At 41.2% G+C, this 26,545-nt stretch carries 24 protein-coding genes; 9 read left to right on the top strand and 15 right to left on the bottom strand.

Going from position 1 to position 26,545, the window contains the following annotated elements; all coding sequences use genetic code 11:
- The first annotated feature begins 66 nt into the window (after positions 1-66).
- Genes FTT98_RS10760 through znuB form a run of 3 tightly spaced genes read left to right on the top strand, consistent with a single transcriptional unit; the run spans position 67 to position 2,132 of the window.
- Positions 67-564: a transcriptional repressor gene (locus tag FTT98_RS10760; RefSeq protein WP_078191481.1), complete on the top strand. Its 498-nt coding sequence runs from the start codon at positions 67-69 to the stop codon at positions 562-564.
- Entirely contained in the window at positions 537-1,328 is a 792-nt protein-coding gene (znuC, locus tag FTT98_RS10755; RefSeq protein WP_180039825.1) for a zinc ABC transporter ATP-binding protein ZnuC, read from the top strand. The genes FTT98_RS10760 and znuC overlap by 28 nt, the downstream gene beginning before the upstream one ends.
- A 3-nt stretch (positions 1,329-1,331) precedes the next feature.
- Positions 1,332-2,132: a zinc ABC transporter permease subunit ZnuB gene (gene znuB, locus FTT98_RS10750; RefSeq protein ID WP_180039760.1), complete on the top strand. Its 801-nt coding sequence runs from the start codon at positions 1,332-1,334 to the stop codon at positions 2,130-2,132.
- Positions 2,133-2,241: 109 nt separating this feature from the next.
- Here znuB and FTT98_RS10745 read toward each other — a convergent pair whose 3' ends face one another.
- Positions 2,242-2,862 (bottom strand): LysE family transporter, encoded by a 621-nt coding sequence (locus tag FTT98_RS10745; protein ID WP_180039762.1) that lies wholly within the window; start codon positions 2,860-2,862, stop codon positions 2,242-2,244.
- Positions 2,863-3,021: 159 nt separating this feature from the next.
- Between FTT98_RS10745 and FTT98_RS10740 the strand changes: the two genes are divergently transcribed.
- Complete coding sequence (locus FTT98_RS10740) at positions 3,022-3,942, top strand: Dyp-type peroxidase (protein WP_180039764.1); 921 nt, start codon at positions 3,022-3,024, stop codon at positions 3,940-3,942.
- Positions 3,943-3,992: 50 nt separating this feature from the next.
- Here FTT98_RS10740 and FTT98_RS10735 read toward each other — a convergent pair whose 3' ends face one another.
- Genes FTT98_RS10735 through FTT98_RS10720 form a run of 4 tightly spaced genes read right to left on the bottom strand, consistent with a single transcriptional unit; the run spans position 3,993 to position 9,621 of the window.
- Positions 3,993-5,648 carry a DUF2235 domain-containing protein gene (locus FTT98_RS10735; RefSeq protein WP_180039766.1) on the bottom strand — a complete coding sequence of 552 codons (1,656 nt, stop codon included), beginning with the start codon at positions 5,646-5,648 and terminating at the stop codon, positions 3,993-3,995.
- A 12-nt stretch (positions 5,649-5,660) separates the two neighbouring features.
- The gene (locus tag FTT98_RS10730) at positions 5,661-6,077 is read right to left on the bottom strand and encodes a hypothetical protein (RefSeq protein WP_180039768.1); all 417 of its coding nucleotides are present in this window, start codon (positions 6,075-6,077) and stop codon (positions 5,661-5,663) included.
- 22 nt (positions 6,078-6,099) lie between these two features.
- Complete coding sequence (locus FTT98_RS10725; RefSeq protein ID WP_180039770.1) at positions 6,100-7,005, bottom strand: DUF4123 domain-containing protein; 906 nt, start codon at positions 7,003-7,005, stop codon at positions 6,100-6,102.
- Positions 7,006-9,621: a type VI secretion system Vgr family protein gene (locus FTT98_RS10720; protein ID WP_180039772.1), complete on the bottom strand. Its 2,616-nt coding sequence runs from the start codon at positions 9,619-9,621 to the stop codon at positions 7,006-7,008. It lies immediately after the preceding gene.
- A gap of 230 nt (positions 9,622-9,851) precedes the next feature.
- Between FTT98_RS10720 and FTT98_RS10715 the strand changes: the two genes are divergently transcribed.
- The 3 genes from FTT98_RS10715 (at position 9,852) to FTT98_RS10705 (ending at position 14,140) form a co-directional block, all read left to right on the top strand.
- Positions 9,852-11,006: a methionine aminotransferase gene (locus FTT98_RS10715; protein WP_180039774.1), complete on the top strand. Its 1,155-nt coding sequence runs from the start codon at positions 9,852-9,854 to the stop codon at positions 11,004-11,006.
- Between the two features lie 147 nt (positions 11,007-11,153).
- Positions 11,154-12,521 carry an MATE family efflux transporter gene (locus FTT98_RS10710; protein ID WP_180035133.1) on the top strand — a complete coding sequence of 456 codons (1,368 nt, stop codon included), beginning with the start codon at positions 11,154-11,156 and terminating at the stop codon, positions 12,519-12,521.
- Positions 12,522-12,775: 254 nt separating this feature from the next.
- Positions 12,776-14,140: an LLM class flavin-dependent oxidoreductase gene (locus FTT98_RS10705; protein WP_180177375.1), complete on the top strand. Its 1,365-nt coding sequence runs from the start codon at positions 12,776-12,778 to the stop codon at positions 14,138-14,140.
- Positions 14,141-14,303: 163 nt separating this feature from the next.
- Here the strand turns inward: FTT98_RS10705 and FTT98_RS10700 are convergent, their stop codons facing one another.
- Positions 14,304-15,128, bottom strand: coding sequence for an ABC transporter ATP-binding protein (locus tag FTT98_RS10700; protein ID WP_078194037.1), 825 nt, complete (start codon positions 15,126-15,128; stop codon positions 14,304-14,306).
- Between the two features lie 45 nt (positions 15,129-15,173).
- Positions 15,174-15,389: a molybdopterin-binding protein gene (locus FTT98_RS10695; RefSeq protein ID WP_067765474.1), complete on the bottom strand. Its 216-nt coding sequence runs from the start codon at positions 15,387-15,389 to the stop codon at positions 15,174-15,176.
- A gap of 230 nt (positions 15,390-15,619) precedes the next feature.
- On the opposite strand from FTT98_RS10695, the gene FTT98_RS10690 reads away from it, so the two are divergent.
- Positions 15,620-16,714 carry a sigma-54-dependent Fis family transcriptional regulator gene (locus FTT98_RS10690; RefSeq protein ID WP_180177374.1) on the top strand — a complete coding sequence of 365 codons (1,095 nt, stop codon included), beginning with the start codon at positions 15,620-15,622 and terminating at the stop codon, positions 16,712-16,714.
- A gap of 172 nt (positions 16,715-16,886) precedes the next feature.
- Here FTT98_RS10690 and FTT98_RS10685 read toward each other — a convergent pair whose 3' ends face one another.
- The 8 genes from FTT98_RS10685 to FTT98_RS10650 are packed head-to-tail and all read right to left on the bottom strand — an operon-like array spanning position 16,887 to position 25,111.
- On the bottom strand, positions 16,887-17,717 hold the full coding sequence (locus FTT98_RS10685; protein WP_180049465.1) for an ABC transporter permease: 831 nt from the start codon (positions 17,715-17,717) through the stop codon (positions 16,887-16,889).
- Between the two features lie 20 nt (positions 17,718-17,737).
- A complete protein-coding gene (locus FTT98_RS10680; RefSeq protein ID WP_078191496.1) occupies positions 17,738-18,571 on the bottom strand; it encodes an ABC transporter ATP-binding protein in 834 nt (277 codons plus the stop codon).
- 2 nt (positions 18,572-18,573) lie between these two features.
- The gene (locus tag FTT98_RS10675; RefSeq protein WP_252725830.1) at positions 18,574-19,629 is read right to left on the bottom strand and encodes an ABC transporter substrate-binding protein; all 1,056 of its coding nucleotides are present in this window, start codon (positions 19,627-19,629) and stop codon (positions 18,574-18,576) included.
- Between the two features lie 12 nt (positions 19,630-19,641).
- On the bottom strand, positions 19,642-20,436 hold the full coding sequence (locus FTT98_RS10670) for an ABC transporter permease (protein WP_180177373.1): 795 nt from the start codon (positions 20,434-20,436) through the stop codon (positions 19,642-19,644).
- The gene (locus FTT98_RS10665; RefSeq protein ID WP_180177372.1) at positions 20,433-21,281 is read right to left on the bottom strand and encodes an ABC transporter permease; all 849 of its coding nucleotides are present in this window, start codon (positions 21,279-21,281) and stop codon (positions 20,433-20,435) included. Before FTT98_RS10665 ends, FTT98_RS10670 begins: the two co-directional genes overlap by 4 nt.
- Positions 21,278-22,531, bottom strand: a complete 1,254-nt coding sequence (locus tag FTT98_RS10660) for an MFS transporter (RefSeq protein ID WP_180177371.1) — start codon at positions 22,529-22,531, stop codon at positions 21,278-21,280. The genes FTT98_RS10665 and FTT98_RS10660 overlap by 4 nt, the downstream gene beginning before the upstream one ends.
- A gap of 9 nt (positions 22,532-22,540) precedes the next feature.
- Positions 22,541-23,596 (bottom strand): ABC transporter substrate-binding protein, encoded by a 1,056-nt coding sequence (locus tag FTT98_RS10655; protein WP_180022184.1) that lies wholly within the window; start codon positions 23,594-23,596, stop codon positions 22,541-22,543.
- Positions 23,597-23,629: 33 nt separating this feature from the next.
- Positions 23,630-25,111: a carbohydrate porin gene (locus FTT98_RS10650; RefSeq protein ID WP_180177370.1), complete on the bottom strand. Its 1,482-nt coding sequence runs from the start codon at positions 25,109-25,111 to the stop codon at positions 23,630-23,632.
- 926 nt (positions 25,112-26,037) lie between these two features.
- On the opposite strand from FTT98_RS10650, the gene FTT98_RS10645 reads away from it, so the two are divergent.
- On the top strand, positions 26,038-26,545 hold a 508-nt coding region (locus tag FTT98_RS10645; protein WP_180177369.1), incomplete at its 3' end, for a transposase domain-containing protein.

The following is a 26,545-nucleotide window of genomic DNA, read 5'->3' as shown; positions in this document are numbered from 1 at the left end:
GTCCTTACGCTTCATGTTAAGATTTAAAGTCTTTTTCTTTATACAGTTTCGTACTCGAGGTTGGCTATGAGCGCATGTTCACACGAACATCATAATGCTTTGCATGGTGTACACGATCATCATAATGTCGAACAGCGCCTTGCTGAAGCTGAGAGTCTCTGTAGTGCGACGGGTGCTCGACTTACGCCCTTGCGTAAAGAAGTATTGGAACTGATCTTAAATGCAACGGGACCAATGGGCGCTTATGACCTTTTGGCTAAAATCAAAAGTGAGTCTGACCGACCTGCAGCTCCACCGACAGTGTACCGTACGCTGGATTTTCTGCTTGAAAAAGGTTTGATTCATCGTCTAACGTCGATTAATGCTTACATCCCATGTTGCCATCCGCGCGAAGGACATCAAGCAGCATTTCTGATTTGCACAGACTGTAAAATAGTCAAAGAAGCATCTGCTCAAGGCTTGATGGCGCAACTCGATGAATTATCTGCATCCGATGGCTTTACTGCACATCACAGTATTATTGAAATTTCAGGGATCTGTCAGCAGTGCCGCAGCAAACACTAAATGTGAAGCCCATTGTGGCTTTAGAGCATGTTCATGTCCGAATCGATGAACGTGACATTTTAAAAAATGTAGATTTCGCCTTACACGAAAAAGAAATTGTCACCTTAATCGGTCCCAATGGTGCAGGCAAATCCACGCTAATCAAAGTGTTGTTGGGTATTGTAAAACCTGTATCTGGCAAAGTGATCAGCACACAAAAATTAAAATTTTCATATGTGCCACAAAAATTTAATCCATCACACAGCTTACCACTACGTGTGTGTGATTTATTGGCACTAGAAAAATGTGATGCCAGCATTAAGCAAGAAATTATTCGTGATACAGGCATTGCCAAGTTACAACAATCTAAAGTTCAGCAATTGTCGGGCGGCGAACGTCAACGTGTATTGATTGCACGGGCATTATTGCGTCAACCGAATGTATTGGTTCTGGATGAACCTATGCAAGGTCTGGATATCCAGTCTGAAGCGGAACTGTATGACTACGTGCGTAGCTTGCCAGAAAAATATGGCTGTGCAGTTTTGATGGTTTCTCATGATTTACAGTGGGTCATGCAAGGCACGCACCGTGTGGTTTGCCTGAACAAACATATTTGTTGCAGTGGCTTGCCTGAAAATGTACAGCAACATCCTGAATATCAAGCGATCTTTGGAACAAATCGTGTGTTCTATCAACACCATCACGATCACTGTGCGCATGGCGATAGTGCAACGCCTTGCCAGCATGACTCTCGTCCCCATATTCACCCTGAACCGGAAGCATAATCCATGATGGAATGGCTACAACTCCTTTTGCCAGCATGGATCATGGGCACTTTGCTGGTGTTCCTGACTGCGCCGCTTGGCTGTTTAATGTTATGGCGTCGCATGTCATTTTTTGCGGACACCATGGCACATGGCACTTTACTCGGTGTCGCCATTGCCGGTGCGATGAGTTTACCGCTTTGGACAGGCGTTACATTGATTGCGCTCTTATTGGTTGCAATCTTATGGGTGTTACACGACCCTCGCTTGCCCAATGACGCCTTGCTCGCGCTATGTTCAGCAACACTCCTGTGCTCTGGCTTACTCTTCATACAACGTTTGCCCAGCTTAAAACCTGAATTACTCAGCTATTTATTTGGTGATTTACTCACCATTTCTTGGTCAGATTTGCCTGTCTTTACAGTGGTGATCATTGTGGCACTGACCGTGCTGTATAAAAGTTGGCAATCGCAGATTCAGATTGCCATTGACCCCGATATTGCGGTCAGTGAAGGTGTCAGCGCTAAATGGCAACGTCTGATTTTTATGTTATTACTGGCATTATTTACCGTATTGGCTTTACGTGCTGTCGGCTCATTGCTGATGGGTGCATTGTTAGTGATTCCTGCATTAACCGCTCGTTTATTGGCAAATTCCCCGAAACAAATGGTGCTGTGGTCTTTCATCATTGCCCAAGTCGGTGTGACCGTGGGGTTATGGTCAAGTGCTGGTTTAAACACCTCTACAGGACTGACTATTGTATTAACCATGGCGCTGCTCTTTGCCCTGATTTTTATTATGCAAAAATTTAAGAAAGTGGCTTAAGTAGCAACGTTCATTGCTCAATTCGCCACATATCAAAATAAAAAAGCCATGCAGTTGCATGGCTTTTTTTTGCACGTCAAATACGATGCTCAGAATCATCTAACTGGATTTATTGATGCACCAAACTCAATAAACTCGCAGCACAAGCAAATAATACCGCAAAGGTTCGATTCAAATATTTTTGTTGTTTGGGTGATTTTAATAATCGCAGTACTTTTGCAGCGAGACCGGTATACCCCGCCATGACAATCAGATCAATGCTAATCATTGTTGCAGCCATGATGACATATTGAATCCATTGGGGTTTGGATAAATCTAAAAACTGCGGCAAAACCGCCAACAAAAATACAATCGCTTTAGGGTTGCTCATATTGACCAAAAAGCCATGTACAACTAATTTTAAACGTGATTTATTTGGTAAATCTTGTTGGATTTCAATTGACTCAGTTGGCGCTGTCCACTGTAAATAAGCCAGATACAATAAATATCCCACTCCAAACCATTTCACGATCAGAAAAGCCCATGGTGTCGTCGCAAATAAGACCCCTGCCCCAGCTGCAACAATGGCGATCTGAACCAAAAGTGCCAATTGCAGGCCGATTGCATTCCAATACCCATGCTTAAACCCATAATTCAAACCACTCGACATAGACGCAATTGCACCTGCACCTGGGGAAACACTAATTACCCAACATGCCAACATGTATGCAATCCAGATTTGATAGGACATCATTAGCTCAAGTTTGAAATGGGTCTGTATTATATGACATTTACTCTATTTTCATGACAATAATGCACGCTAAAAGGCCAAATGAAGGCTACACTCTCAGCGCTGCTTAAGGCACAATATACACAGCCACTCAGAAATTATAATTTTTAGGAGCCATGAATGTCTGCTCAATCTGTAATTTTGCCATTACCCTCAGATCATGCTCGTTTTATTGTTTTACGTTTAAAAGATTTAACGATTAGCGAATTAAAAGAACAACTTGAAGACTTATTTAGCACTCGTGATCGTCTAATTACCCAACATCCTAATGCACAGATTAAAACAGCTGTGGCTTTTGGACCTGAACTTTGGGCACAACTTTACAGTCAAGCTCCGGCAGGCTTTAAACAACTTGATCCAATTCAAGGTTCATTTAACATGCCTGTAGCCCCAGCAGATGTACTGATTCACATTGCAGCACAGCGTACAGATATTTGCTTTGCTTTAAGCCAAGCTTTCTTTGATGGCATTCAAGATAAAGTGGAGGTTTTAGATGAGCGTGTTTGCTTCCGTAATTTCGATGGCCGTGACTTAACTGGCTTTATTGATGGTACTGAAAACCCTCAATTTCCAGATGACCGCGCTGAAACAGCTTTACTTTCTGAAGAAGCAGGCATTTTTGCAGATGGTTCTTTTGTGTTTGCGCAGCGATATGCACACAACTTAGATAAATGGAAAAAGTTAAAGGTAGATGCTCAGGAACATGTAATTGGGCGTACCAAACTTGAATCGATTGAGTTGAACGAAGACGAACAACCTGAAAACTCACATATATCACGTACCGTTGTTGAAGATGGTGAGGGTGAAGAACTCGCAATTTTGCGTCATTCATTGCCTTATGGCGATGGCCGCGGTGACCAAGGTTTGTTCTTTATTGCTTATACCAAAGATCTCAGCATTATCGACAGTATGTTGGTTCGTATGTTTGGCACCAGTGGTGACGGCATTCATGACCGCTTACTTCACTTTGTTACGCCAATGGACGGAGCGTATTACTTTGCACCAAGTGAAGAGCTGTTGGAAGAAGTTTTAGAAGGGTAAAGTAGAAAAAGCCGACGAGTGTCGGCTTCATTTATTATATGTTTATACATTCATGACGCTATTTCATAATTACTAGCAACAGCAGATTCATATGAATCAATAAATTCCTCTTGAGGAATATCATCAGCATTAATTTCACAAACGGCTTTTTCTTCACTAAGCTTTTTATCTATTTCTTTACCTTGATCACTTCTACGTGATTCATATACAGTTCTTTGTCTAAAATAACTAAATGGTTCAGCATTGAATAAAAAACCATATTTAGAATCATGCACAAAGTCAGAATAAAATTTTGTTACATCTTCATGAGCAGGTTCATTCCAACTCTCTAAAATCCAGTTTTCCATATTAATTAGATATTCATAACTTTCAGATACGGGTGAGGTCACCTTAAATATTCCAGCACCATTTCTTAATGCCTGCAACCGGTCCATTTCTGTAGCCATGTCTCGAGGACTCCAAAACATCAAAGTATCTTTTACTTTATTACCTATGCCTTTTCTCGCATTTTCACTAACAGAATCCACATTATTTCTAGATAAGGTGCCATAAGCACTGTAATAAACTTTCATAAATGAAATAATCTGCTCTTCAATACTTCCAGCATTAGATATTTTATCTTTTACTGCATTATATAATCTTTGCGTTTCTTCTTTAATTTCAAATTGCTGTTCAAAAAGTTGGCTATGATCTTTCTCTAACTCCTCATAACTCAGCATTCTTACACCAGCATTTGTTGCCTCTTGAAGCATGTCTTTTAACGGAATTCTAGCAAAGTTATCATTTACATTTTGGCTACCTGGCGTATAGCCACCACCCACATCAGAATGCATACCTGGGTATACCAACTCTTTCCAATTAGAGTTAGATATTTCACCATTTTTTTTATGTATTAAATCAACAGGAAATGCAAAACGCAATTCATTACCAGCCACATGATGAACACACATTTTTACGCGCTCATCAATTACCATATCACGGCCTTTAAATGTAATATTATTGTTTAAATTTGCTGCAGGCAAACCAAAAGATGCAACAGTATCGAATATACCCATAAATTTAAACTCAATGGGATATTTACCTGTTCCATAGGTTAAACCATCACAACTGGATTCGCACTGCCACATAAACTGATTTGTAAATGCCCTTGCTAAAGCAGCTCCTCGAGAAAATCCAAAGGTGGAAATATTAATTTTTTTTATTAAACGATGCTCATCCAAACTTTTAGCTATTTCAGCAAAACTATAATCTTTTTTCTCATTAACATATTTACTAACATCAATCTCAGCTTTCTGTGCATTAAAAATCATGACTTGCTTAAGTGCATCGTTTAACTGCTCTTCGCTATAATCTAAACGCCTAGCCCCACCTAACCCTAAACCTGCACCTAAACCCAAATGATCTTGAAGTACCGAAATAGCACGTTGAAAAAAATTTAAGTCGGCGTTAAAACGAGTACCAACACCAGAAGCATAAATCGCATAATTCGAGCAATCTCCCTTTTGACTATCAATGAATGTACGAGCATTTCGCCATAGTCGTGCTGGATTAGACCATTTCTTTTTATCACTGTCCTTGTCCTTGTTATTTCCAGTCCCGTCGAAGAAAACTGAAATATGTACTACATCGCTACAATCTTGTTTAGCAGTAGGTTCATTATTTGGAACATCACTATTTGTTTCAATTACACGATTTATTTCAGACATTTTAAATCTCGCTTAATTATTATTTTTTAGTTTATTTAACCATTTCAAGCCTTTTTCTGTCGGTACTGGTAAATTATTAGATGTAATTATTTCAACAGTATCATCTGGGTAAATATGAGCAGCAAGATATTTTTTATTCCTTAATTCAGCTTTATTAAGAAAAATTTCATTTTTAGAAAAGTGGATATTTTCACTATTAGTCTCACCCCATACTATTTCTTGTTTACCAACATGAATTTTATTTGTAGAAATTGCCTTACCAAACCCTCCTCCTATTTCCTCTCCATTTACTTTCAACATATAATCGGAATAATGAGGACTATAATTAAATGAAGTAGTAGCCATCATATAAGAAGTCTTTACTCCAGCACACCCTATAGTGCTTAAAGCCAAACTAACAGGTAAAATTATTATTTTAAAAATATTCACTATTCTCTCCTAAATATTTATACTAACTAGCCTTAATAACTAACAATTTCATTGCTTCATCCATATCTATTTTTTTATCTTTTAATAGATTTAGAACCTCATTAACTTTTAAATTATTTAAGTAATCATTTCCATAAATTATTTTCATACAAATAAAGTTTAAAATATCTCTTGTACCACTTAATCCATACAATCTAGCCTCAGGAATTGAACAAGTAACAAAATCATATAATTCAATTTCAGGGATATCTTTTATTAAGAAAGAGTTATTTAATTTCAGATAATAGATTATATTATCAGGAAAGGTTGCTTCAACCATTAATTCTTCCTGATCAGAGGTAAAAACTAATGGGGGGGTTTTGTTTTCTTTAAAATCGTTATAAACATTATTTAAACCAAATAAAACCTGTAACTTGCCTAATCTATCCCAGTACCACCAACTTTGAATAGGTTCCAATAAAACTGAAGCTTGCTCACAATCAAATACTGGTCCATTAACATATAAAGTTTTATCTTTCTCATTACCAATTAATGTTGCCAGTATTAATGGATCCCAAAAAGCTAGTATCATTTCAAGCCCACCTTCAAATTTAACCTCCAGGAAACTACGTAAATGATCATATAACTCCTCAAAAGAAAGTTTACTAATTATAATTGTCATTTTAGGAGTACCTGAAATATTTTTTGAAATCCAACTCCACTCTATACTTTCAAAGTCTTTTGGTAATGTAATTAAATGAGGAGAGATTTCTCGCGCTTTATCACCACTTGCTTCCTTTAATAAACATTTCATTCTTAAATTATTTAATTTAGTTAAAAACTTCTTGTCTTGTGCTGCATCTGCAAGTGCATATATATTTAACCCTATATCTTCTAAAGGATATTTTTCAAATGTCTTAAATAAAATATTAATTTGATTATCTATCATTTACAACCCGTCCCCTTTATTTACAAATGCACCTCTTTGAGAGGATCTACGAGCAAGACATTCCCAACAAATATTATTTGGAAAAATTGGCAATTTAGGAGTTACAGATACACCCGTTGTGAAAATATGTTGACTTGCTTTTGATGTAAATGTTTGAGGAGTAATAATAGTGACTCCATTACCATCAATTTTAATAGCACTGTTTTTTGCCTTCAAAACTATTTCATTTGGGCTGTTTATTTCCACTTTCCCTTCAGAAGATGTAATGGTTAAGTCCAACCTTGAGGATAAATCCATCGTATTATCTTGGACTTGTACATCCATCTTTCCTTTGGCTGTATAAACTTTTAAATCATCTTCACCAACAAAAAAACTAGCTTTCTTTTTAGCATTTAAAATAAGATTTTCACTACTACTTAAGTTTATTGATTTTCCGCTACCGATTGTTAAACTATCTAATGCATTTAGATGAATATTTTTCCCTGCAAGCATTCCTATACTTTCAGGTGAAGCTATCAACATAAAAGCTTCTTTCATTGCATTTAATTCAAGCCATTGCTCTTCAATTTTTTTTATATAAATTTCAATATTTTGAAGCATATCAGCAGGCTCAGCCTTTTGCTTTTCAGCATACTCAGAAAGTATTTGCATCTCTGATAAACTTTCAGAAAGTTGATCAATTGCATCTTTAATTTCTAATTGATTTTTTTCAGCTTTGGGTTGTTCATATGTAGATATATATAGCCCTTTACTGCGTATTGCACCAGCTAAATCACTCCTTAATTCAAACCCAGCGCCTCTACCTTCACTTGTATCGTTTTCTTTTGAGTGACTAAGGTTTCCTAAATTTAACTGGCTATTTCCATGACTACTCTGTAATTGGGTACTGATCTGCCCCGTCGTGTCATCAAAGCGTAGTTGGTTAAAGCCTGCTCCCGCAACTTCCTGCGAACGGATACCACTGAGCTTTTTGGTTTCAGGAAGCTGACCTTTGAGATCAAACATGGTCTGAGAGCGCTCAGCCTCATGTATTCGTCCTACTACAAAGGGTCGATCCACATCGCCCTCAAAAAAGTCGATGACCACGATCTCGCCAATACGAGGATGAAAACGTGCGCCATAACCTTCACCTGCCCATGGGGTCAGTACATCAACCCAAGCCGAGTCACTGTCATTATCATTACTCCCTGCTCCGCCATCATGACTGTGGTCATCGCTACGGGTAAACGTAAAACGAACTTTGATACGCCCCCAAGCATCGACATAAATACTTTCACCTTCTGGACCGACCACTTTAGCCCGCTGTGGAAACGCAGGTGGCCGGTGTAATAAAGGATCATATTCAGGCACCACGGAAATTTGCCGACGGACCACATACAACTCATTGGCCTGCCGTTCATCCCCTAAAGATAGCCAACGGCTCGCCGCAAGTAACTTTTCTAATTGAACCAAAATATCTTTGGGTAAATTATTCTGGTTATAAAATGCTTTGCCCAATATGAGAAATTCACGATCTGTCGTTTGATGTTGATCGATTTCAGGATGATTTTCTAATTCAAACCAATACCCAACTTGTGCATCCCTTACGCTACTGCTGGCGGTAAAATATTTGGCTTGTAATTCCTGATATTGATTGAGTTGCCGATTCAACTGATCCAATTGCTGTGTATTTGAAGTGGTCGCCTGATCTGCACCTTTAAGGTCAGTTGTCCAAGCCGAACTTACGGTCCACGCCTGCTCTAAACTTAAGGTTTCATTATGCTGTTGCTCACTCTGTGCATGGGCACTTAAGAGCGGATTACTTTGGTCTTGTGCCAATTGTTGAGCTTGCCAACGCTGCGTTTGAATCGTGGTCGATTGTAAAAAGCGTTCTGCCACAAAACTGGTAATCGTGTCCAAACGTTCCGTGGCATGACTCCGATGAAAGCGAATTTTTTTCCGCTCTAAAGCACTATAAGCCTGATTCGTATCAATTAAACGCAGCCTCTGTGCTTGCATCGGTGCAGCCGAAAATGCGACAAATAACTCCGCTTCATCAATTAACCAATTGATCCCTTCACTGCGCCACAGTCGAGTCAGAAATTCGTAGTCACTCTCATTGGCTTGCATAGTAAATGGTCGAACATCATAGTTTCGAGTCAATCCATCCATGTTGAGGCTCAAGCTCGCGGCAAATAATGTGCTTTTTTTCTGCCATTCACTAAAAATAATCTCGGTCATCTCCCGTACCGATTTATTCATAAAGACACGGCTGTTACGACGCTTATGCCAGAGCGCTGTGGCATCCTCAATCACCAGTTTATAAACGGTCAGTGCACCATCACTTTGACCTTGGCTAGCCCCCGTAATTACACCAGTCAGGCGACTGAGTTGTCCCAAATCTGTCACTTGATCGACAGCCACTCGGCCACCGATAAACTGCTTTAAAGCCAGATGAGCATTGGTCGAGAGACAAATAATTTCCGCACGAAAGCCTTGATTGATACGGTGTTGACCCTCAATCCGTTGAATAAAAACTTCTGTGTTTAATGATTCATTTGAAAAATGAATATGTAGCGCACGTTTCTGTACGCTAAAGCCAAAGTTTTCCACCATGGCGTGAATATTTTTAAGCATTGTTATAAGGAAAATATTTTTTATAAACTTCGTATTTTAGAAAATGATTATTTTTTCGTCCACCTTGTTTTGTAAGTAAATTGTTGAATTCTTCTTTTTGGCTTTTGCATCACTTTAGGATTCAAGAGAATAGGAACGTCAATACTGGATCAATTTTGCTGATCTAACTTTTCGCAGCCGCTGAGATGCTGCTACACTCAAAATGCAACCTATTAAAAATTTTAAGCTCCATGATCACAATTGAATCCAAACTGCCTGCACAAGGTGTGACTATTTTTAGCGTCATGAGCGCAATGGCGCAGCGTCTAAATGCACTGAATTTATCTCAAGGTTTTCCTGATTTTCCTGCACCTCCAGCGCTGTTAAATGCGCTAAGTGATGCGACGCAACAGGGTTTTAACCAATATGCACCCGGCGATGGACTGATGCATTTACGTGAGCAATTGGTCCAACTGTTTGCCCATCGAGACCAATTAAATATTGACCCTCACACCGAAGTGACCATTACCCCGGGTGCAACCATTGGTATTTTTAGTGCCATTCAAGCCGTGGTTCATGCGGGTGACGAAGTGATTATTTTTGATCCGAGCTATGACAGTTATGCGCCCAGTGTAAAATTGGTTGGGGCTCATCCCATTCACATTGCCTTAGAGACGCCCCATTTTACTGTGGATTGGAATCGTGTTGCCGCTGCGATTAACCATAAAACCCGGATGATTATTGTCAATACACCGCATAATCCAACAGGTGCTATTTGGGATCGTGAGGACTGGCTCAACTTGATCGAACTGATTCGAGATAAAAATATTATTGTGCTGTCGGATGAGGTCTATGAGCATTTAATTTTTGATGGTCGTCAGCATCTATCTGCTTTGTCATTTCCTGAGCTGCGTGAACGTAGTTTTGTCGTGGGTTCATTTGGTAAAACTTTTCATGTCACAGGGTGGAAAACTGGTTATTGCATTGCAGCGCCAGCCTTGATGCAAGTGTTTCGCCAAATCTATCAATTTGCAAATTTCTGCGGTGTTACGCCCGTACAAATGGCATTGGCTAACTTTATGGCAGAACATCCTGAGCACATTGCTGAATTGGCCGATTTTTACCAAGCCAAGCGTGACCGTTTCAATGCGGGCTTAAGCCACTCTAAATTTGAGTTGATTCCGTCCGCAGGTACCTATTTCCAAAACCTTGATTACAGTGCCATACGCCCAGATTTAAGCGATGTGGAAATGTGTCAGTTGTTGGCAGAGCAACATAAAATCGTGGCGATTCCTGTCTCAGTGTTCTATCAAAAACCGCCGGAAAATTTACGATTATTACGCTTCTGTTTTGCCAAACAAGATGCCACCTTAGATCAAGCTGCAGAGATTCTCTCCGCGGTTTAAAGCCGTATCTGCCCAAACGTTTTTTTAAAACAGACATGTAGAAATAATGAAGCCTTGGTTACTCAAAAACTAAGGCTTTTTTGAATGCCAACATGATAGTGTTATCAGTAACTTAAAATCATAAAAAGCCGCGTCTAGGACCTGAGCATGTCAAAACAACAGTCCCTCGTTACTCAGCAAAATTTATGGAAAACGTTTTTAGTTTTTCTGGTGCCTTTGATCGCCACCAATATTTTGCAGAATTTATCTGGGACCATTAACACCGTTTTTGTCGGTCAGATGCTTGGGGTGCATGCCATTGCAGCCGTTGCGGTATTTTTCCCGATCTTGTTCTGTTTAATGGCTTTTGTGATTGGACTCTCGGCAGGTGCAACCGTGTTGGTGGGGCAAGCTTGGGGCGCGCAGAATCTTGAAAAAGTTCGTACTGTGGTGGGTTCCACCCTTTTTATGACCTTGATTGGTGGCAGCATTATTGCCTTTTTAGGGGTTATATTTGCCAAGCCCATTTTATTGGCCTTAGGCACAGCCCCTGACGTGATGCATTTATCTTTGCCTTATGTGCAATGGATGCTTGCGGGTAGTCCACTACTCTTTATTTATATTATTTACACCTCGATTTTGCGTGGGGTCGGTGACAGTACAACACCGCTGATTGCGTCAGGTATGACCATTGGTTCAGGGCTGATCATTACACCCGTGCTGATTGCCGGAAAATTTGGATTTCCAAGTTTAGGTATTATTGCCCCTGCCATTGCCAGTCATATCGGCTTTTTAATTGCCTTGGTATTTTTATATTTCTATTTAAAAAAGAAAGATCACCCGCTCAAACTCGACTTCGAGTTGATTCGTCATATTCGCCATCAACATGATCTCAGCAAAATTATCTTAAAACTAGGCATTCCTACGGGTATACAGATGGTCACGACCTCTGTGGCCGGTCTCGTGATTGTCGGTTTAGTTAACCGCCATGGTGCTGATGCCACTGCTGCATATGGCGCGGTCAATCAGGTTTTGAACTATATCCAATTCCCGGCCTTGTCCATCGCGATTGCAGCTTCTATTTTTGCCGCACAAGCCATCGGTTCGGGTCAATCTGAACTAATTAATCGCGTGAAACGTACGGCCATCGGGATGAATTTCATTATTACTGGCATCTTGGTGGCATTGGGCTATTTATTCTCTAAATATTTAATGGCGCTATTTATTACAGATCCTGAAGTTGTGGTTCTCGGTCAAGAATTGCTGTTCATTGTGCTTTGGTCGATTTTATTTTTTGGTGCCAGTGCTATTTTTGCTTCCATTATGCGGGCTAGCGGAACGGTGACCGTGCCGATGATTATTAATATTATGGCGATTATTTGCATTGAAGTGCCGTGTGCCTACCTATTCAGTGAATGGTGGGGCTTAAAAGGCATTTGGTATGCCTATGCTTTGGCTTTTGTCAGCTTATGTATTTTACAAGGGCTGTATTACCAACTGGTATGGAGACGAAAAGCCATCAAAGTATTGCTATAAGGCTCGCTAATAGCGTTCAATGCCAATCCGCAGCTTTGCATCTCAATATGGAAAATCTTGTACGGATCCATGCATAAAGTTTGCCGTTAAACTGCTGTTTATTTTTCAACATTTGGTTTTATATCCTGTTGATTTATCTACACCTAGAACCAATTAAAATTAAAAATTGCATATTTTCAAACAATTACGGTTTGGCATAGATTTTGTTCTTATCCCTTTTATCTTTTAAGAATAATTGGGATGAGAAATTTTTTATGTCTAAACGTCAAATAAAGCTTGGGGCTTTTATTCCAACCACCTCACAGCATGTCGCGGGTTGGCGCCACCCAGAATCTCGCCCACAAGATCATCTCAATATTGATTATGCAATTGAACTGGCAAAAACCGCAGAACGTGGTCTATTTGATGCCTACTTTCTTGCCGATGGTCTGTCTGTCCGTTGGAGTTCTGCTGTCGAAGGTGAGAAAGGTTTGGGCGATAAAGGCGTCGGCTTTGAACCCGTCACATTGTTTGCAGCCCTGTCTACTGTGACGCAAAATATTGGCTTTATTGCCACAGCGTCCACGACTTATGAAGACCCCTACATTTTGGCGCGAAAATTCGCTTCTTTAGATCATATTTCTAAAGGTCGTGCTGCGTGGAATGTGGTAACGACAGCCTCTGCCGATGCCGCAAAAAACTTTAACATTCAGCAGCACCCTGAACCCAAAGAGCGTTACGAACGTGCCGATGAATTTATTGAGGTGACTCAAAAACTTTGGGACTCATGGGAGGATGATACCTTCCATTACAACAAAGAAACTGGGCAATTTTTTGATGCCCGAAAACAACATCAGCCCAATCATCAGGGCCAATACTATCAGGTACTGGGTGCTCTCAACGTCTCTCGCCCACCGCAAGGCTATCCGGTGATTGTACAAGCGGGACAATCTGAAGATGGTCGTGAACTAGCCGGTAAATATGCCGAAGTGATTTTTACAGCACAGCAGAACTTAGCAGATGCGCAAGCCTTTTATCGTGATGTCAAAAACCGCTTAGTGAAATATGGCCGCCATGCAGATGATCTCAAAATTATGCCGGGGGTTTCGATTTTTGTTGCCAAGACAGCGCAAGAAGCCCAAGAAAAATATGACTTTTTAAATAGTTTAATTCACCCAGAAGTGGGTTTAAGTTTATTGTCTGCTTTGGCAGGTGGCATTAATCTGGCCAAATTTGATCTAGAAGCCCCTTTCCCGAAAATAGAAGATGCAGACATTAATTTCTCCAGTCGTCAGCAAATGATGATTGATATTGCCCGTAAGCACAATTTTAGTATTCGTCAGCTCTATCAATATATCGCTTCAGCCCGTGGACATTGGACCTTGATCGGCACGCCGGAACAAGTCGTATACCAACTGCAGGAATGGTTTGAGAATGACGCTGCCGATGGTTTTAATGTCCTACCGCCAACAACACCTGCGGGGTTAAATGACTTTGTCGATCTCATCGTTCCTGAACTACAACGTCGCGGTCTATTCCGAACGGCATACGAAGGCACGACTTTACGTGAAAACTTAGGTCTAAAACGACCTGAAAACCAATATGTTTTAGAAAAAAGACATACCTCTCAAGCCTCATAAACCAACGCTTGATAAAACTGAAAAACAAATGCCCCAACTGGGGCATTTTTATGGACTGAAATTGATCTAGCTTAAACGATGATCATACTGACTATATTTGATAAGCCTAAAAAAGCCCTGAATTCGGGACTTTTACATTGTCTATGAGATGGTCAATCCAGACTTACCATGCAAATTTATAATCAGCAAATCGGTGAGATAAAGGTTCAAGCAACTGATCTTTTACTGGATCACTAAAGTCAGTCAAAATGTCATTTTTAATATTGGTCAAACGGACATCTTCGCGTTTACGCGGATGGGCTAAATGAATATCTACAATACGTTTAATTCGTCCCGGATGTGGCTGCATGACCACAACCCGATCACCCAAAAATACCGCCTCTTCGACATCATGGGTGACAATAATCATGGTGATTTTTTCACTTTGCCAAATTCGCTGCAATTCATCCTGTAGATTTTGACGGGTCAATGCATCGAGTGCACCAAAGGGTTCATCGAGCAGTAAAATCTGTGGTCGATTCACCAAACTACGGGCAATCGCCACACGCTGATTCATCCCACCAGACAACTGCGAAGGATAAGCATCTTTAAATTGGGTTAATTTGACCAACTCTAAATGTTCATCAATCAATACATCTTCTTCTGCACGGCTAAACTGGCTTTTATGCAATGCAATCCGTACATTTTCCCGTACCGTCAACCATGGAAACAGGCGATGATCTTGAAACACGATACCACGTTCCAAACTCGTGCCCTGTATAGGCTGACCATCAACCAAAATCTGGCCCTGAAACTGACGCTCTAGACCAACCAACAACCGTAATAATGTGGATTTTCCGCAGCCACTACTTCCCACAATACTAATGAACTCACCCGGCTGAATATTCAGGTTAATGTCCTTAAGTACGGTTAAGTCTTCTTGCTTTTGTGTGGGATAATGTTTCGTTAGCTGCTGAATAGAAACCGAACCAGCTTGTTCTACGCTCATATCATTATTCTCTATTTGTGCTGACAAACTTTGCTGGACTAAACCTTAGAGTTTAGCCAGTGACACTTCCGTCGATTTAATTAACACCACCACCTCTGAACCTACTTTTAAATCTAAATCCTTCACCGAACGCGTCGTGATCACGGACGTAAAAAAGCCTGCTTTGGTTTCCACATCAATTTCTGAAACCACAGGACCCTCTACGATTTCATTAATCACGCCTTTGAATTGGTTTCGCACATTTACTGAAGTAATCGCCATTTTAATTATGCCTTTTGTTATTTAGAGAGCTTTACTATAAAACAGTTCAATCACTTGCTATATCTTGATTTATCCTTTAGTTATCCCGATTTTATTTATCTTAAAATCAGATAAATAATCCACGCATGAATTTATCGGTGAAACTGATATTTAAATATCGAATTATTATTTATCTTTTATTTTTAAATCTTTCATCATGATCTGCATTTTCAACAACTATAAGAAACGATATGTCTATTTTGACCCACCCTGCAGTGCCCTCTGCACTGAAACATAAACGGGCAACAGCGACGGTCTTTGCAGACCCGTTATCGCAAGCGTTGTTGTCACGAATTGAACAAATTGCGCCAAGTGAGGCCAATGCACTCATCATTGGTGATACGGGCACAGGTAAAGAGTTGGTTGCACGCCAAATTCATCAATTGAGCCATCGTGCCAAAGGTCCTTTTATCGCGGTCAACTGTGGTGCCTTTACCGAATCATTGGTCGAAAGCGAATTATTTGGACATGAAAAAGGAGCGTTTACAGGGGCAATTAATAGCCGTGTCGGTTGGTTTGAAGCAGCCCATAATGGCACCTTATTTTTAGATGAAATTGGTGATCTGTCCTTACAAATGCAAGTCAAATTACTCCGTGTTTTACAAGAAAGAGAGATCGTTCGAGTCGGCTCCCTCAAATCCATTCCGATTAATGTCCGAATCATAGCCGCAACCAATGTCGATTTGGAGCATGCCGTACAGGACGGGCGTTTCAGGGAAGATTTATTCTACCGCTTACATGTAGCGTTGCTACGCATTCCACGTCTCGCAGAGCGTCGTGGTGACATTTTGCCTTTGGTTAAACACTTCATTCAGGTCTATCAAACCAACCCACATGACACGCCGTTACGCCTCAGCCAACTAGCTCTCAAAAAACTCAGTTTACATAGTTGGCCGGGCAATATTCGCGAATTAGAAAATACCATTCAACATGCGATTTTAGTCAGTGAAAAAGGTGTGATTGAACCGGAAGATATTAGTTTTTCGAGTATTCAAAGTGCATCGTCGTTTTCGCGTGCTGAACCCTTTAACTTACACAATGCCACCTCAGCTGTAGCTAATATCAAAGATATTCAAGATGCAGGACAGTTACTCGAGCAAACCTTTTTACAAATTTTTCAAGCCGCAAATCAACTTAAGCAAGACAATATTAATGAGCTGATTGAAGAAAAATTTATCCGTAGTGCATATCAACACTGTCAATACAATCAAGTGCATACGGCTCGTTTGCTTGGAGTGACAAGGAACGTGATTCGTACTCGCCTGATTAAATATGGCTTATTATAAATAAGTCATATTTTTATTTTCTCCACATTAAAATAATAATCCATACAAAAATGATAAATAAATAGTCATCCACATTATTTTTTATTCATTGCATTATTTTAAATATAAAAAATCAGCAATAAAAAAACCTCGGTATATCCCGAGGTTTTTTTATTTTTCTATTTCGTCTAGATTATTCCACGGGGTTACGTTTCCACGCTGTGAAGTATTTCTCTAGACCAATCAAGAAGTAGTTAAAGGATAAGCCTACAAGAGTAATGACTAAAATCCCCACAAACATTTGTGGAATTTCAAAGCTGAACTGCGAATAAATAATCAGATACCCCAGACCTGCTTTGGCACCAAACATTTCTACTGCCACTAAGGCCAAAATCGAAATCGCCCCTGCCAGACGGATACCGACAAAAATCGTGGGTACGGATGCAGGCAGAATCACTTTTCGGAACAATTGATAGGGTTTTAGGCCCATGGTTCGTGCCGATTTAATCAGTAAAGGATCGACTGTTTGTACGCCTGTAATGGTGTTCAATAAAATCGGCCATGTGCATGCATACACTAACAGACTGATTTTTGAGGTTTCACCAATGCCTAAAAATAAGATGAACAGCGGCATTAATGCTAGTGCTGTGGTATTTCGAAACAGTTCTAACAATGGATTTAAGGTTTCAGCCACGAGCTTGTACCAACCGATGATGAGACCCAAAGGAATAGCGATCGCTAGGGCCAAAATGAAACCAATAATGGAACGCTTTATACTGGCCAAGAAATGGATGCCTAATTGCCCGCTTTGATATAGCTGCCATGTGGTTTCCAACACCACAGATAACGGCGGTAAAAAGGCTGGATTGACCACACCACTACGCGGCAGAATCTCCCACAGCAGGAAAAAAGCCACGATGGCAATGGTGCGTTTAAATACCGTGTTTAACCAAGTGAACTGTAGTCGGGGTTTAATGTCGTTATAGGTTTGCGTATAACTGATGGCTTGTTTAGTCGATAACATAAATAAATCCTCTGAATATTTTAGTTATGTGCAAGCTGTTTATGTTTTTCGAGGGCTTGCGCTTTAATCACTTCTTCACTGAGCAATGACCAAATTTTGTGGCGAATTCGGCCATATTCAGGCAATGAACGGACATCTTCACTCGAGCTGCGCAGGCTTTGTGGAATTTCAATCACTTCCTTAATCCGCCCCGGTCTTGAGGTCATAATCGCCACGCGCTGACTCAGATAAATCGCTTCATCAATACTGTGAGTAATAAAAACGATGGTTTTTTTCGAGCTTTTCCAGATATTGATCAACTCGGCCTGTAAGGTTTCTCGGGTTTGCGCATCCAAGGCAGCAAAGGGCTCATCCATCAATAAAATTTCTGGTTCATAAGCCAAACTTCGGGCAATCGCAACCCGCTGCTTCATCCCACCTGAAAGCTCATTTGGATAATGCTTTTCAAAGCCACTTAAGCCTACAAGCTGCAAATAGTATTCGGCTTTTTCACGGCGTTCTTTTTTTGCTACGCCTTTGGCTTCTAGGCCAAATTCGATATTTTCCAGTGCGGTTAACCATGGATAGAGCGCATATTGCTGAAACACAATGCCACGGTCTAAACCCGGTTGAGTAATCTGCTTGCCACTCAGTAAAATCTGCCCTGCAGACGGTTTGGTTAAACCTGCAATTAAGTCTAATAATGTAGATTTTCCGCAGCCACTTGGCCCTACGATTGAAACAAATTCACCCGGTTGAATATCCAAAGTGACATTTTCTACAGCAACAAATTCAGGCTTATAGTTTTTACTGCCGACATGGTTTTGTGCAGGAAATACCTTACGTACGTGATCTAAATGTAATGCACTGGTCATTGTTATATTCCTTTTGATTTTTGGTCTTTCGCATAGGGATTAAATTCATTGCTATAGATGCGACTGACCTCAATTTGATTCGGTTTTAATTTGTGTTCTTTTTCTAAGGCACTCACCCATGGGGCAAAGTCTTGATCTTTTTGCACGCCACCGACTTCGTGGACACCTGTGCCTGTGTAATATGGAATAAGTGCTGTATTTTCATTGCGTTGACGTTTTTCAATAATGCTTTCCATACGGGCAATGATTTGCTCTTTCGGCGTGTTGTGTAGCCATTCCTGAGCTTTGGCCACGCCACTGACAAAAGTACGAGCCAACTCAGGATGCGCTTGAATAAACTCTCCACGCATCGAAAAACTGCCTGCGGTAAAGGGCCCGTATAAATCAATATCTTTAAAGATGCTACGTACACCACCATGTTTTAAGGCCCGTTTTTCCAAAATGCCTGAGAACACCGCAATATCAATTTGACCATTCCGTAGAGCTTGTTCTGAGCTCACTGGTGGCAACATAATCAGCTCAACTTGTCGGATTTCATCGTCAGTTAAGCCATGACGAGCCAAATAGTCTTTCACCACAAAGTCATAATGTGCCCCGTAGGCATTCACTGCGACTTTCTTGCCAATAAAGTCTCGTGGGCCACGTATAGGACTATTTTCTAGCACGTAGAAACCCACGTTTTGTTCAGCATCACTGCCATAAGATGCGACGACTGGGACCACATCTAGACCCGCGGCAATAACTTTCACCACAGCGCCATTAAAGGCTCCAGCGAAATCAACATCTCCTGCCACCAAGGTGAGTAAATCTTGTGGCCCACCTTGTACTGTGCCGACATAACTGAGTTTAATGTCGCCTAAATAGCCCAAGTCTTGTGCCAACTCAGGCAAAGACACCAGTCCCGGATAGCTTTGATAGCGTAGTTCTTTTAAAGCCATTTGCTGAGGTTCATCCACTTGCTGCGTGCTGCAACCAACCAAGGCTGTGCCACCGACCAAGGCAGCTAAAAATAGGCTACGCCAGAGTTGAGGAATGTTATGGATTGTCATTTTTTTCATTGTTATGTTCTCCTATCCAACCTGCTGCCAAGCTAAAACTTTACGTTCAACCCAAGTCAGTACCGTATTGAGCAACACGCCCACAGCACCAATCAGCAACATGCCAAAAATAATCAGTTCGACATCAAAAGCCTGACGCCCTTGAATCACGATATTGCCCAGACCATTGCCATAGTTCGCCAATAAAAATTCAGAGCCAATAGTGGCAAGCCATGCGAAAATCAGCCCAAGTTGTAAACCGACAAAAATCTGCGCCGAAGCACCGGGTAATATCAATTTACGAAACGCGTATGTCTTGGGAAATTGGTAGACTTCGGCCACTTCACGATATTTATGCGAAATACTGCTCACACCTTCAAAGGTGTGTAGCGCCACGGGATAAAACACCGATAAGGTAATAAACAGCACTTTGGCGCCGTGTCCCTCACCTAAAAAGGTCGAAATTAGTGGCAACCATGCAAACAGCGAAATTTGACGCAATACATGAAAGCTCGGTGCAAATAACCAATTCGAAAGGCGTGAACTCGCGATCAAGATGCCAAACAGCACACCCGCTATCGCACCTAGGCCATAGCCGATAAAATTTCGTGCCAAACTTTCGCCAAAGCCTGTCAAAAAGCTCGGTTGTTGGAGCACGGTCACAGCTTTTTGCAGCACGAGCCATGGACTAGGAATCAACTTTGGATCAACCCAGTTTTGCTGTGAAGCCACAACCCACAGTGCGATAAATGCCACAGGTAGAACGAGTGCTTTTGCTGCTTTAACTAAGACTTGGTGCGCTGCCCCGTGTAATGAAAGAATGCTCATGAGTTGCCTCCTACTCGGGTTGCGTGAAAGCGTGCAGTTTTTTCTAACCAAGCCAGCAAGGTATCTAAGACATAGCCCGTAATACCAATCAGGATGATCGCCATGAAGATTAAGTCCATCTGCATTAGCTGACGTCCCCACACCATGAGATAACCAATTCCTTCACTACTTGCTAATAACTCGACAAAAACCAATGCCAACCACGCCTGCATAATGCCTTGACGTAAACCACTGATCACACTGGGTAGTGCAGCTGGGAAAATCACTTCTTTGAGTTTCTGCCAATTGCTGTATTGGTAAACCTCTGCCACTTCCATCAAACTATTCGGCACATGAGTAATACCTTTATAAGTTGCAATCAGCAGCGGTGGTAATACCGCTAAAGAAATCGCTGCAATTTTTAAAGCTTCATCTATACCTAAGAAAATCATCAATAATGGAATCCAGCCAACTATGGGAAATTGCGCAATAAGATTCACCGTCGGAAAAATAAAGTCCCGACTACGCTTTGCTAATCCCAACACAGTACCAAGCAAAATCCCGACACTGGCACCAAGCAAGACACTCCATAAAATACGTTTGGCACTGATGGCAAAATGAAAACTCAATTCACCGCTTTGCCATAATTCGACTGTGCTTTGCCACACCAGACTCGGTGCAGGTAAAATCTGCTCAGGCAACCACTGTTTAAGTGTTGCCACATACCATAGACCGAACAACAAAACTGGCATCAGGAGTCCACACACCACTTGCAAAGTTAGTTTTAAATAGGTCTTAAAAAAATCCAACGCACTTCGGTCACTTTGCAAGGGAACCGAATGTGCAGATACATCCGTAAGGCTCATAATTCTTGTCCTTTTACGCTCTGTTCTGAGACATCAGGTTTTAAAAATTGAATAAATTCCTGATCTTTGCTGATCAAAATAATCAGACCAATAAACACCAGCCCGATTGGTAAAAATAAATTTTGTAGTCCAACCTGTGCGCCAAATACGGCGCCTATCAAGCCACCCAACAGTCCACCTGAAGGTCCGACGAGGGCTAAAATTGGAGAAATCTTTGCCATCGCGGTTTGCTCACCCACTCGGGCGAAAGACATAAAATTGGCGATATGCAACATACCGAGCCCAAGTCCAAACATGACTGAAGCAGGCCACATCAACAGCGTGATCTTGGTTAAGGCTAAAATCAGTAATGCCGTTGCCATCAGGCTTAAGCCAATTAAATAAAACTTTTGATAACCCATCAGCTCAGCCAAACCGCCCATGCTAAATAGCGAACCCACAAAGACAATGCCTTGTACGGTCAGCAGCATCACTGCCATAGGCTCTGAAAGTGCAAAACTTTGAATAGCAATCACCACAATGAAAAAGCCAAAGTAGTTATTTGCCACGCTGCTCAAAAATTCCAATATGCAGACAATCCGCAGTGAGGCATGGGTTTTGATGAGTGCCAAAGGCGCCACAATATCTCGCCATTGAAAATGCGGGCGATTCGTCGCTTGTGGAGTGCTACGTTGAAAGCACCACGGAGCCAACAGCAAGGTGCCTAAAAAAAGCAAAGACACCACATAAAAACTTCCGCCATAGCCGAAATGCTCGATCAACAACACGCTCAATGCAGGTGCAATCAGGAAATATCCCATCATGTGCGAACCGCGAAACCAACCCGCACGGGCTGGACCTAAACGCTTTAAATTGCTCAGAAAAACGGTATTGATCGAAACAAAACGCATGGGTAAGACAAAACTCACCAAGGCTGTCACCGCAAAGAGGTACCATGCACCAGCTTTGAGTGGCGTTAAGCTATAGACCACAGCGCCCAACACACTGCCGATGCAGAATATTTTCAAAGACCCAAAGCGCTGTACCAACACGCCAATCGGCAATGCCATGATCAAAATGCCAAAATTTTGCGCTGCTGAAATTAACCCCAATTGCAATTCGGTGGCTTCTAAATGCACGGCATACAAGGAAATTAATACCCGTGCTATGCCTACCCCTAGTCCAGCCAAAATCGTGAGCAGCACAAAACTGCTCATAAATTTGGTGGTTAATGGACTGGCAATCACATTGCTTTCAATCGGACGACTCATGGCTGCGACTTACTTCGGTTGACCTTGAGCATTAAATTGGCGCCAGTAACCCTCTAACTTCAGCTCTTTCAAGGCATTATTCAGATACTTCGGCTCATACCATGTTTTGGTATCCACATCACGACGGATTAAACGAGCGTCTTTGGCAATTTTTAAAGCACTGTCAATTTGTGAACGGTGGAACTCGTCTAATAGCGGTGTAGTACGGTCTTTTAAATTCCAGCCATCCCACGTTTTTTGATAATCCACCAACGGAATGCCACTTTGTGCCCAAAGTTTATATTGCGCACTACGATTAGCTTCTTGAGAACTCCACTGCGCTTGTTTAATCAGTGTCGTCACGACACGTTGCACCACCTCTGGATATTGTTTTTCAAAACTTTCTGTCACCCAAAAGTGCGCAATCGGTGCAACTTTGGGATCTTTAATTTCTAGTAATGTTTTCGCCACACCACGCGCTTGCAAACTAAACGGTGAAGTAATCGTGGCATCAATATCACCTGTCGCTAACGCAGTACGCGCCGAATAGGCATCTTGCGAAATCACTCGTAAATCGCGCTCAGTTAAATTGTATTTTGCTAATACACGGTTAAAGACGATCTGACCATTGGTGCCTTTAAAGACGGAGAATTTTTTGCCTTTGAGATCTGCAAAGGATTTAGCATTTGATCCGGCAGGCACCACCACATAGGTAGGACCAAAACGCCCTGTTGAAAACAAGACTTTGGTTTTTAATCCCGTTGAACGTCCAACCAATGAGGGCAAATCGCCATGCAATGCAAAGTCCACTTTGCCATTGGCTAAAGCTTCGTTGGTTGCAGGGCCTGCTCCTGGGAAAAAGAGCCAATTCACCTTAATGCCATCTTTTTTAAATTCTTGTTCGAGCACACCTCGTAAATGTGCTGTAGCTACAAAACTACCGCCCACTTTGGGTTTACCCCCCTCACCCGCAGCTGATACTGAAATGCGAATTTCTTTGGGATTGGCAGCATGCAATTGAACGCTTAAACCAAGTGCTGAAAGTGCCAAGAATGTGGCTGCGATTTTTTTAGAGATAATTTTCATTTTAAATGTTCCTTAATGGTTTAAATATTTGAATTAAAAGGTGTACTGAACCTGAGCTTGCAGCTCATTGGTGTCTTTTTGATTTGCCGTTTCGACATCAAACAGATAGTGATTCAGCTGTAATTGGAATTTTGTGGTTTGCGCAAAAAATAGGTTTAAACCCAAAGAGTGAATGTCATATTCACCAATACGACCGCTCGCGGTATCGAGATAGCTTGCGTTGTTTTTATTCGGGTTATAGCGGTCAAAACGGTAATAACCTTGGACTGACTTCGGCCAGAAATCATCAAATTTGGCGTTGGATTTAATACTGTTGTAGAACTGATCACCCAAGGTGTAGAAAGCGGTAAAAGTATGTCCTTCCGCTTTGGCTTCTTTGATGTCTTGGGCTACGGTGTCGACATAATCGGTCTTGCCTTGCAGATATTCATAGGTCACACCAAATGGTGCGTGGTTATAATAAATATCGAAACCCAAACGATCACGTTTCGCAGCATTATCAGTGATTCCGCCGGCTGAAATTTTCGATTCGCCTTTGATATAAGAGGCACCAAACTTCAACTCACGGAAAATGCTGGCGTAGTCCACTGGCAAGGTAAAAGCCACACGACCGATATAATCTTTGCCATTGTTGTCATCTGCCTTATTACTGGCGTTCCCATTGGTCAACCCTAAGGCATACTCAAATAGCGGCGCACGGTAGTTCGATGCAAAGTCGACAAAAGGTTTGGCATCTCCACGGACGATAAATCCATTTTGACGGTTAAACAGTCCTAGAAAGGTCGAAGCTGCAGCGGTATTAATGGTCGGACGCAAATCTTCAGGAGACTGCACATCTAGACCAAAGGGCAATAACTGCTGACCGAGCGTAAAGTTGAGTTTGGCAGTTTCAGGGCCCGCATTGGTGGCAAAAGCGTTATAGCGAACAAAGGCATCTAGTAAGTTAAAGTTACTGTTATTGGTGCCATCATTGCGTTTGCCATAACCAAAGGACAATTGATAGTCGAGGTTTTTGCCTTCATTATAATCACGGAATAAATTCCCGCGCACACCAATCAGCGCAGTCCCAATATCAAATGTCGATTTGGTTGCACCCAACACACCCGTTTCATCGAGCGCACTGGCACGTAGTTGAACTGTGCCATACAGGGTTGTATCACGAGTCGATTTGGTGATTTGACGTTCATATTGACGTGACTGATCGTACTTATAGTTTTCAATATCTGCACGTAAGCCGTCGATATCTTCGGATGTTGCTGTGGTTACTTCTGAAACCTGCGTTTCACCTTCAACATCAGCGGCGTTGGTCGTATCTTCTGTCGTCAACGCGGCCGTTTCTACGACTTTACTTTTGGTCGTCCCAGATTCCACTGCATTTAAGCGTTTTTGCAAACTCTCAATTTGTTGTTTTAAGCTGCTCAGTTCTTGCTGAAGTGCTTCATCCGATGCAAAACTCAGCGGACTGGTTGCGGATAAAATCAGTCCGACCGCAACGGTTAATGTGGTTTTTTTCATGATTTGGTTTCACTAACATTTTTCCCAAAGCGCAAAATCCCCCAACCCCATGCAAGGTGCATGAAGTGAATGTACTGCGTGGGTTTTTTAAAAATTAATCTGAGTGGTCATAGGTTTTATTCAACTTATGCACGACCGAAACTCGAAGACAGCTTTTAGAATTTAAGCGCGCATCATCGCGAGTGTCATAGCACAACAACATGCCTGTTGTAGGACACGAAAAGCAGAAAGATATCGATGCGTAAAAGTACTCATAAATGTTCCATACAGTGGTGAGTTTTGTTCACTCTAATATGGCAACAACTGTGCCAACATTTTAAGTATTTATTTTTTAAAGTTTTATTATTTAAATCTGATAAATTCTGTTGGTTTTAACGCCAAAAAACTGTTGGTTATTCAACAGTTGCTTATTTCAAATCATCAGTTATTTCCATTTTTATATCTCATTTTATGAAATAAGAAATACGCTTTGGGCTTTTAATAACTGATGTTACGCCTGTAAAAGTAATTTCGGATTTTTAAAATGATTTTTAAATCTATTCGATGGAGTCTTACATCTAGGGATTGAATAACGGGATTAGCCTTCGGCTGGAGGTACTCTTACGAAACGTTGTTTCTCATTCGACAAAATGAGAAGCGTGCTTCGCAAGGAAACCATCTTGCGGTGCAATACACCTCACCGACAAAACTCGTTTAATACCATCAAATGATTCAAAGGATCGCAAAAACATTTTTGATTAAAAGTCGTCTTGTCTCAAACAATTGCGGATGACACTACCGCGTATCGTTCTTTTATTTGGATCAAATTGCGCTTCTGATATTACTAGAGCATAAAAAAACCCACTGACGTGGGTAATGCCAGTCAGTTAAGCAAATTTTAGTAAAATGTAGTAAAAATGAGTGTATGTGAATACGCTCATTTTTTTATGTCTTTATCTGAACATTTAGAATCCACTCTTGAACATTCTCTCCCATCACTCAACCATTTTTGTGAACTTATTGATTTAAATTGGATTGAAACAAGCCTGCATCAAACAGGTAAGGCATCAATCAGAAGGAGAAAATTACCTGCTGAGCATGTGGTTTGGCTTGTTATTGGGCTTGCCTTGTTTCGAAATCAACCCATCAGCTATGTTGTAGAGCAATTAAACCTCGTGTTTGGTACAACAGAATATTGTGTTCCTAGTGCAGCAGTCCAAGCACGACAACGTTTAGGACAAGAGCCTTTAAGTACCTTATTCTCTCTGCTCAGCCAAGCATGGTTTGATGAAACACAGCAACAATATTCAAACTTTCAAGGACTTAGCATATGTGCTGTTGATGGGGTGGTTTGGTCTATGCCGCTGACCGAAGAGAACTTTAATCATTTTGGCTCATCTAAAGGTAAAACTGCTGTAGCACCTTACCCACAAGTGAGAGCCACGTGCCTAGTCA

It is taken from the genome of Acinetobacter sp. YH12039 (assembly GCF_013420015.1).
Lineage (GTDB): Bacteria > Pseudomonadota > Gammaproteobacteria > Pseudomonadales > Moraxellaceae > Acinetobacter > Acinetobacter amyesii.
Note: the sequence above shows the minus strand (reverse complement) of the source record. Positions and strands in the feature narration are given on the sequence as shown.

Excerpts from the sequence above, each read along its gene's own strand:
- FTT98_RS10760 (WP_078191481.1), top strand. The coding sequence starts at position 67 with ATGAGCGCATGTTCACACGAACATCATAATGCTTTGCATGGTGTACAC.
- znuB (WP_180039760.1), top strand. The coding sequence starts at position 1,332 with ATGATGGAATGGCTACAACTCCTTTTGCCAGCATGGATCATGGGCACT.
- FTT98_RS10745 (WP_180039762.1), bottom strand. The coding sequence starts at position 2,862 with ATGTCCTATCAAATCTGGATTGCATACATGTTGGCATGTTGGGTAATT.
- FTT98_RS10740 (WP_180039764.1), top strand. The coding sequence starts at position 3,022 with ATGTCTGCTCAATCTGTAATTTTGCCATTACCCTCAGATCATGCTCGT.
- FTT98_RS10735 (WP_180039766.1), bottom strand. The coding sequence starts at position 5,648 with ATGTCTGAAATAAATCGTGTAATTGAAACAAATAGTGATGTTCCAAAT.
- FTT98_RS10725 (WP_180039770.1), bottom strand. The coding sequence starts at position 7,005 with ATGATAGATAATCAAATTAATATTTTATTTAAGACATTTGAAAAATAT.
- FTT98_RS10720 (WP_180039772.1), bottom strand. The coding sequence starts at position 9,621 with ATGCTTAAAAATATTCACGCCATGGTGGAAAACTTTGGCTTTAGCGTA.
- FTT98_RS10715 (WP_180039774.1), top strand. The coding sequence starts at position 9,852 with ATGATCACAATTGAATCCAAACTGCCTGCACAAGGTGTGACTATTTTT.
- FTT98_RS10710 (WP_180035133.1), top strand. The coding sequence starts at position 11,154 with ATGTCAAAACAACAGTCCCTCGTTACTCAGCAAAATTTATGGAAAACG.
- FTT98_RS10705 (WP_180177375.1), top strand. The coding sequence starts at position 12,776 with ATGTCTAAACGTCAAATAAAGCTTGGGGCTTTTATTCCAACCACCTCA.
- FTT98_RS10700 (WP_078194037.1), bottom strand. The coding sequence starts at position 15,128 with ATGAGCGTAGAACAAGCTGGTTCGGTTTCTATTCAGCAGCTAACGAAA.
- FTT98_RS10695 (WP_067765474.1), bottom strand. The coding sequence starts at position 15,389 with ATGGCGATTACTTCAGTAAATGTGCGAAACCAATTCAAAGGCGTGATT.
- FTT98_RS10690 (WP_180177374.1), top strand. The coding sequence starts at position 15,620 with ATGTCTATTTTGACCCACCCTGCAGTGCCCTCTGCACTGAAACATAAA.
- FTT98_RS10685 (WP_180049465.1), bottom strand. The coding sequence starts at position 17,717 with ATGTTATCGACTAAACAAGCCATCAGTTATACGCAAACCTATAACGAC.
- FTT98_RS10680 (WP_078191496.1), bottom strand. The coding sequence starts at position 18,571 with ATGACCAGTGCATTACATTTAGATCACGTACGTAAGGTATTTCCTGCA.
- FTT98_RS10675 (WP_252725830.1), bottom strand. The coding sequence starts at position 19,629 with ATGAAAAAAATGACAATCCATAACATTCCTCAACTCTGGCGTAGCCTA.
- FTT98_RS10670 (WP_180177373.1), bottom strand. The coding sequence starts at position 20,436 with ATGAGCATTCTTTCATTACACGGGGCAGCGCACCAAGTCTTAGTTAAA.
- FTT98_RS10665 (WP_180177372.1), bottom strand. The coding sequence starts at position 21,281 with ATGAGCCTTACGGATGTATCTGCACATTCGGTTCCCTTGCAAAGTGAC.
- FTT98_RS10660 (WP_180177371.1), bottom strand. The coding sequence starts at position 22,531 with ATGAGTCGTCCGATTGAAAGCAATGTGATTGCCAGTCCATTAACCACC.
- FTT98_RS10655 (WP_180022184.1), bottom strand. The coding sequence starts at position 23,596 with ATGAAAATTATCTCTAAAAAAATCGCAGCCACATTCTTGGCACTTTCA.
- FTT98_RS10650 (WP_180177370.1), bottom strand. The coding sequence starts at position 25,111 with ATGAAAAAAACCACATTAACCGTTGCGGTCGGACTGATTTTATCCGCA.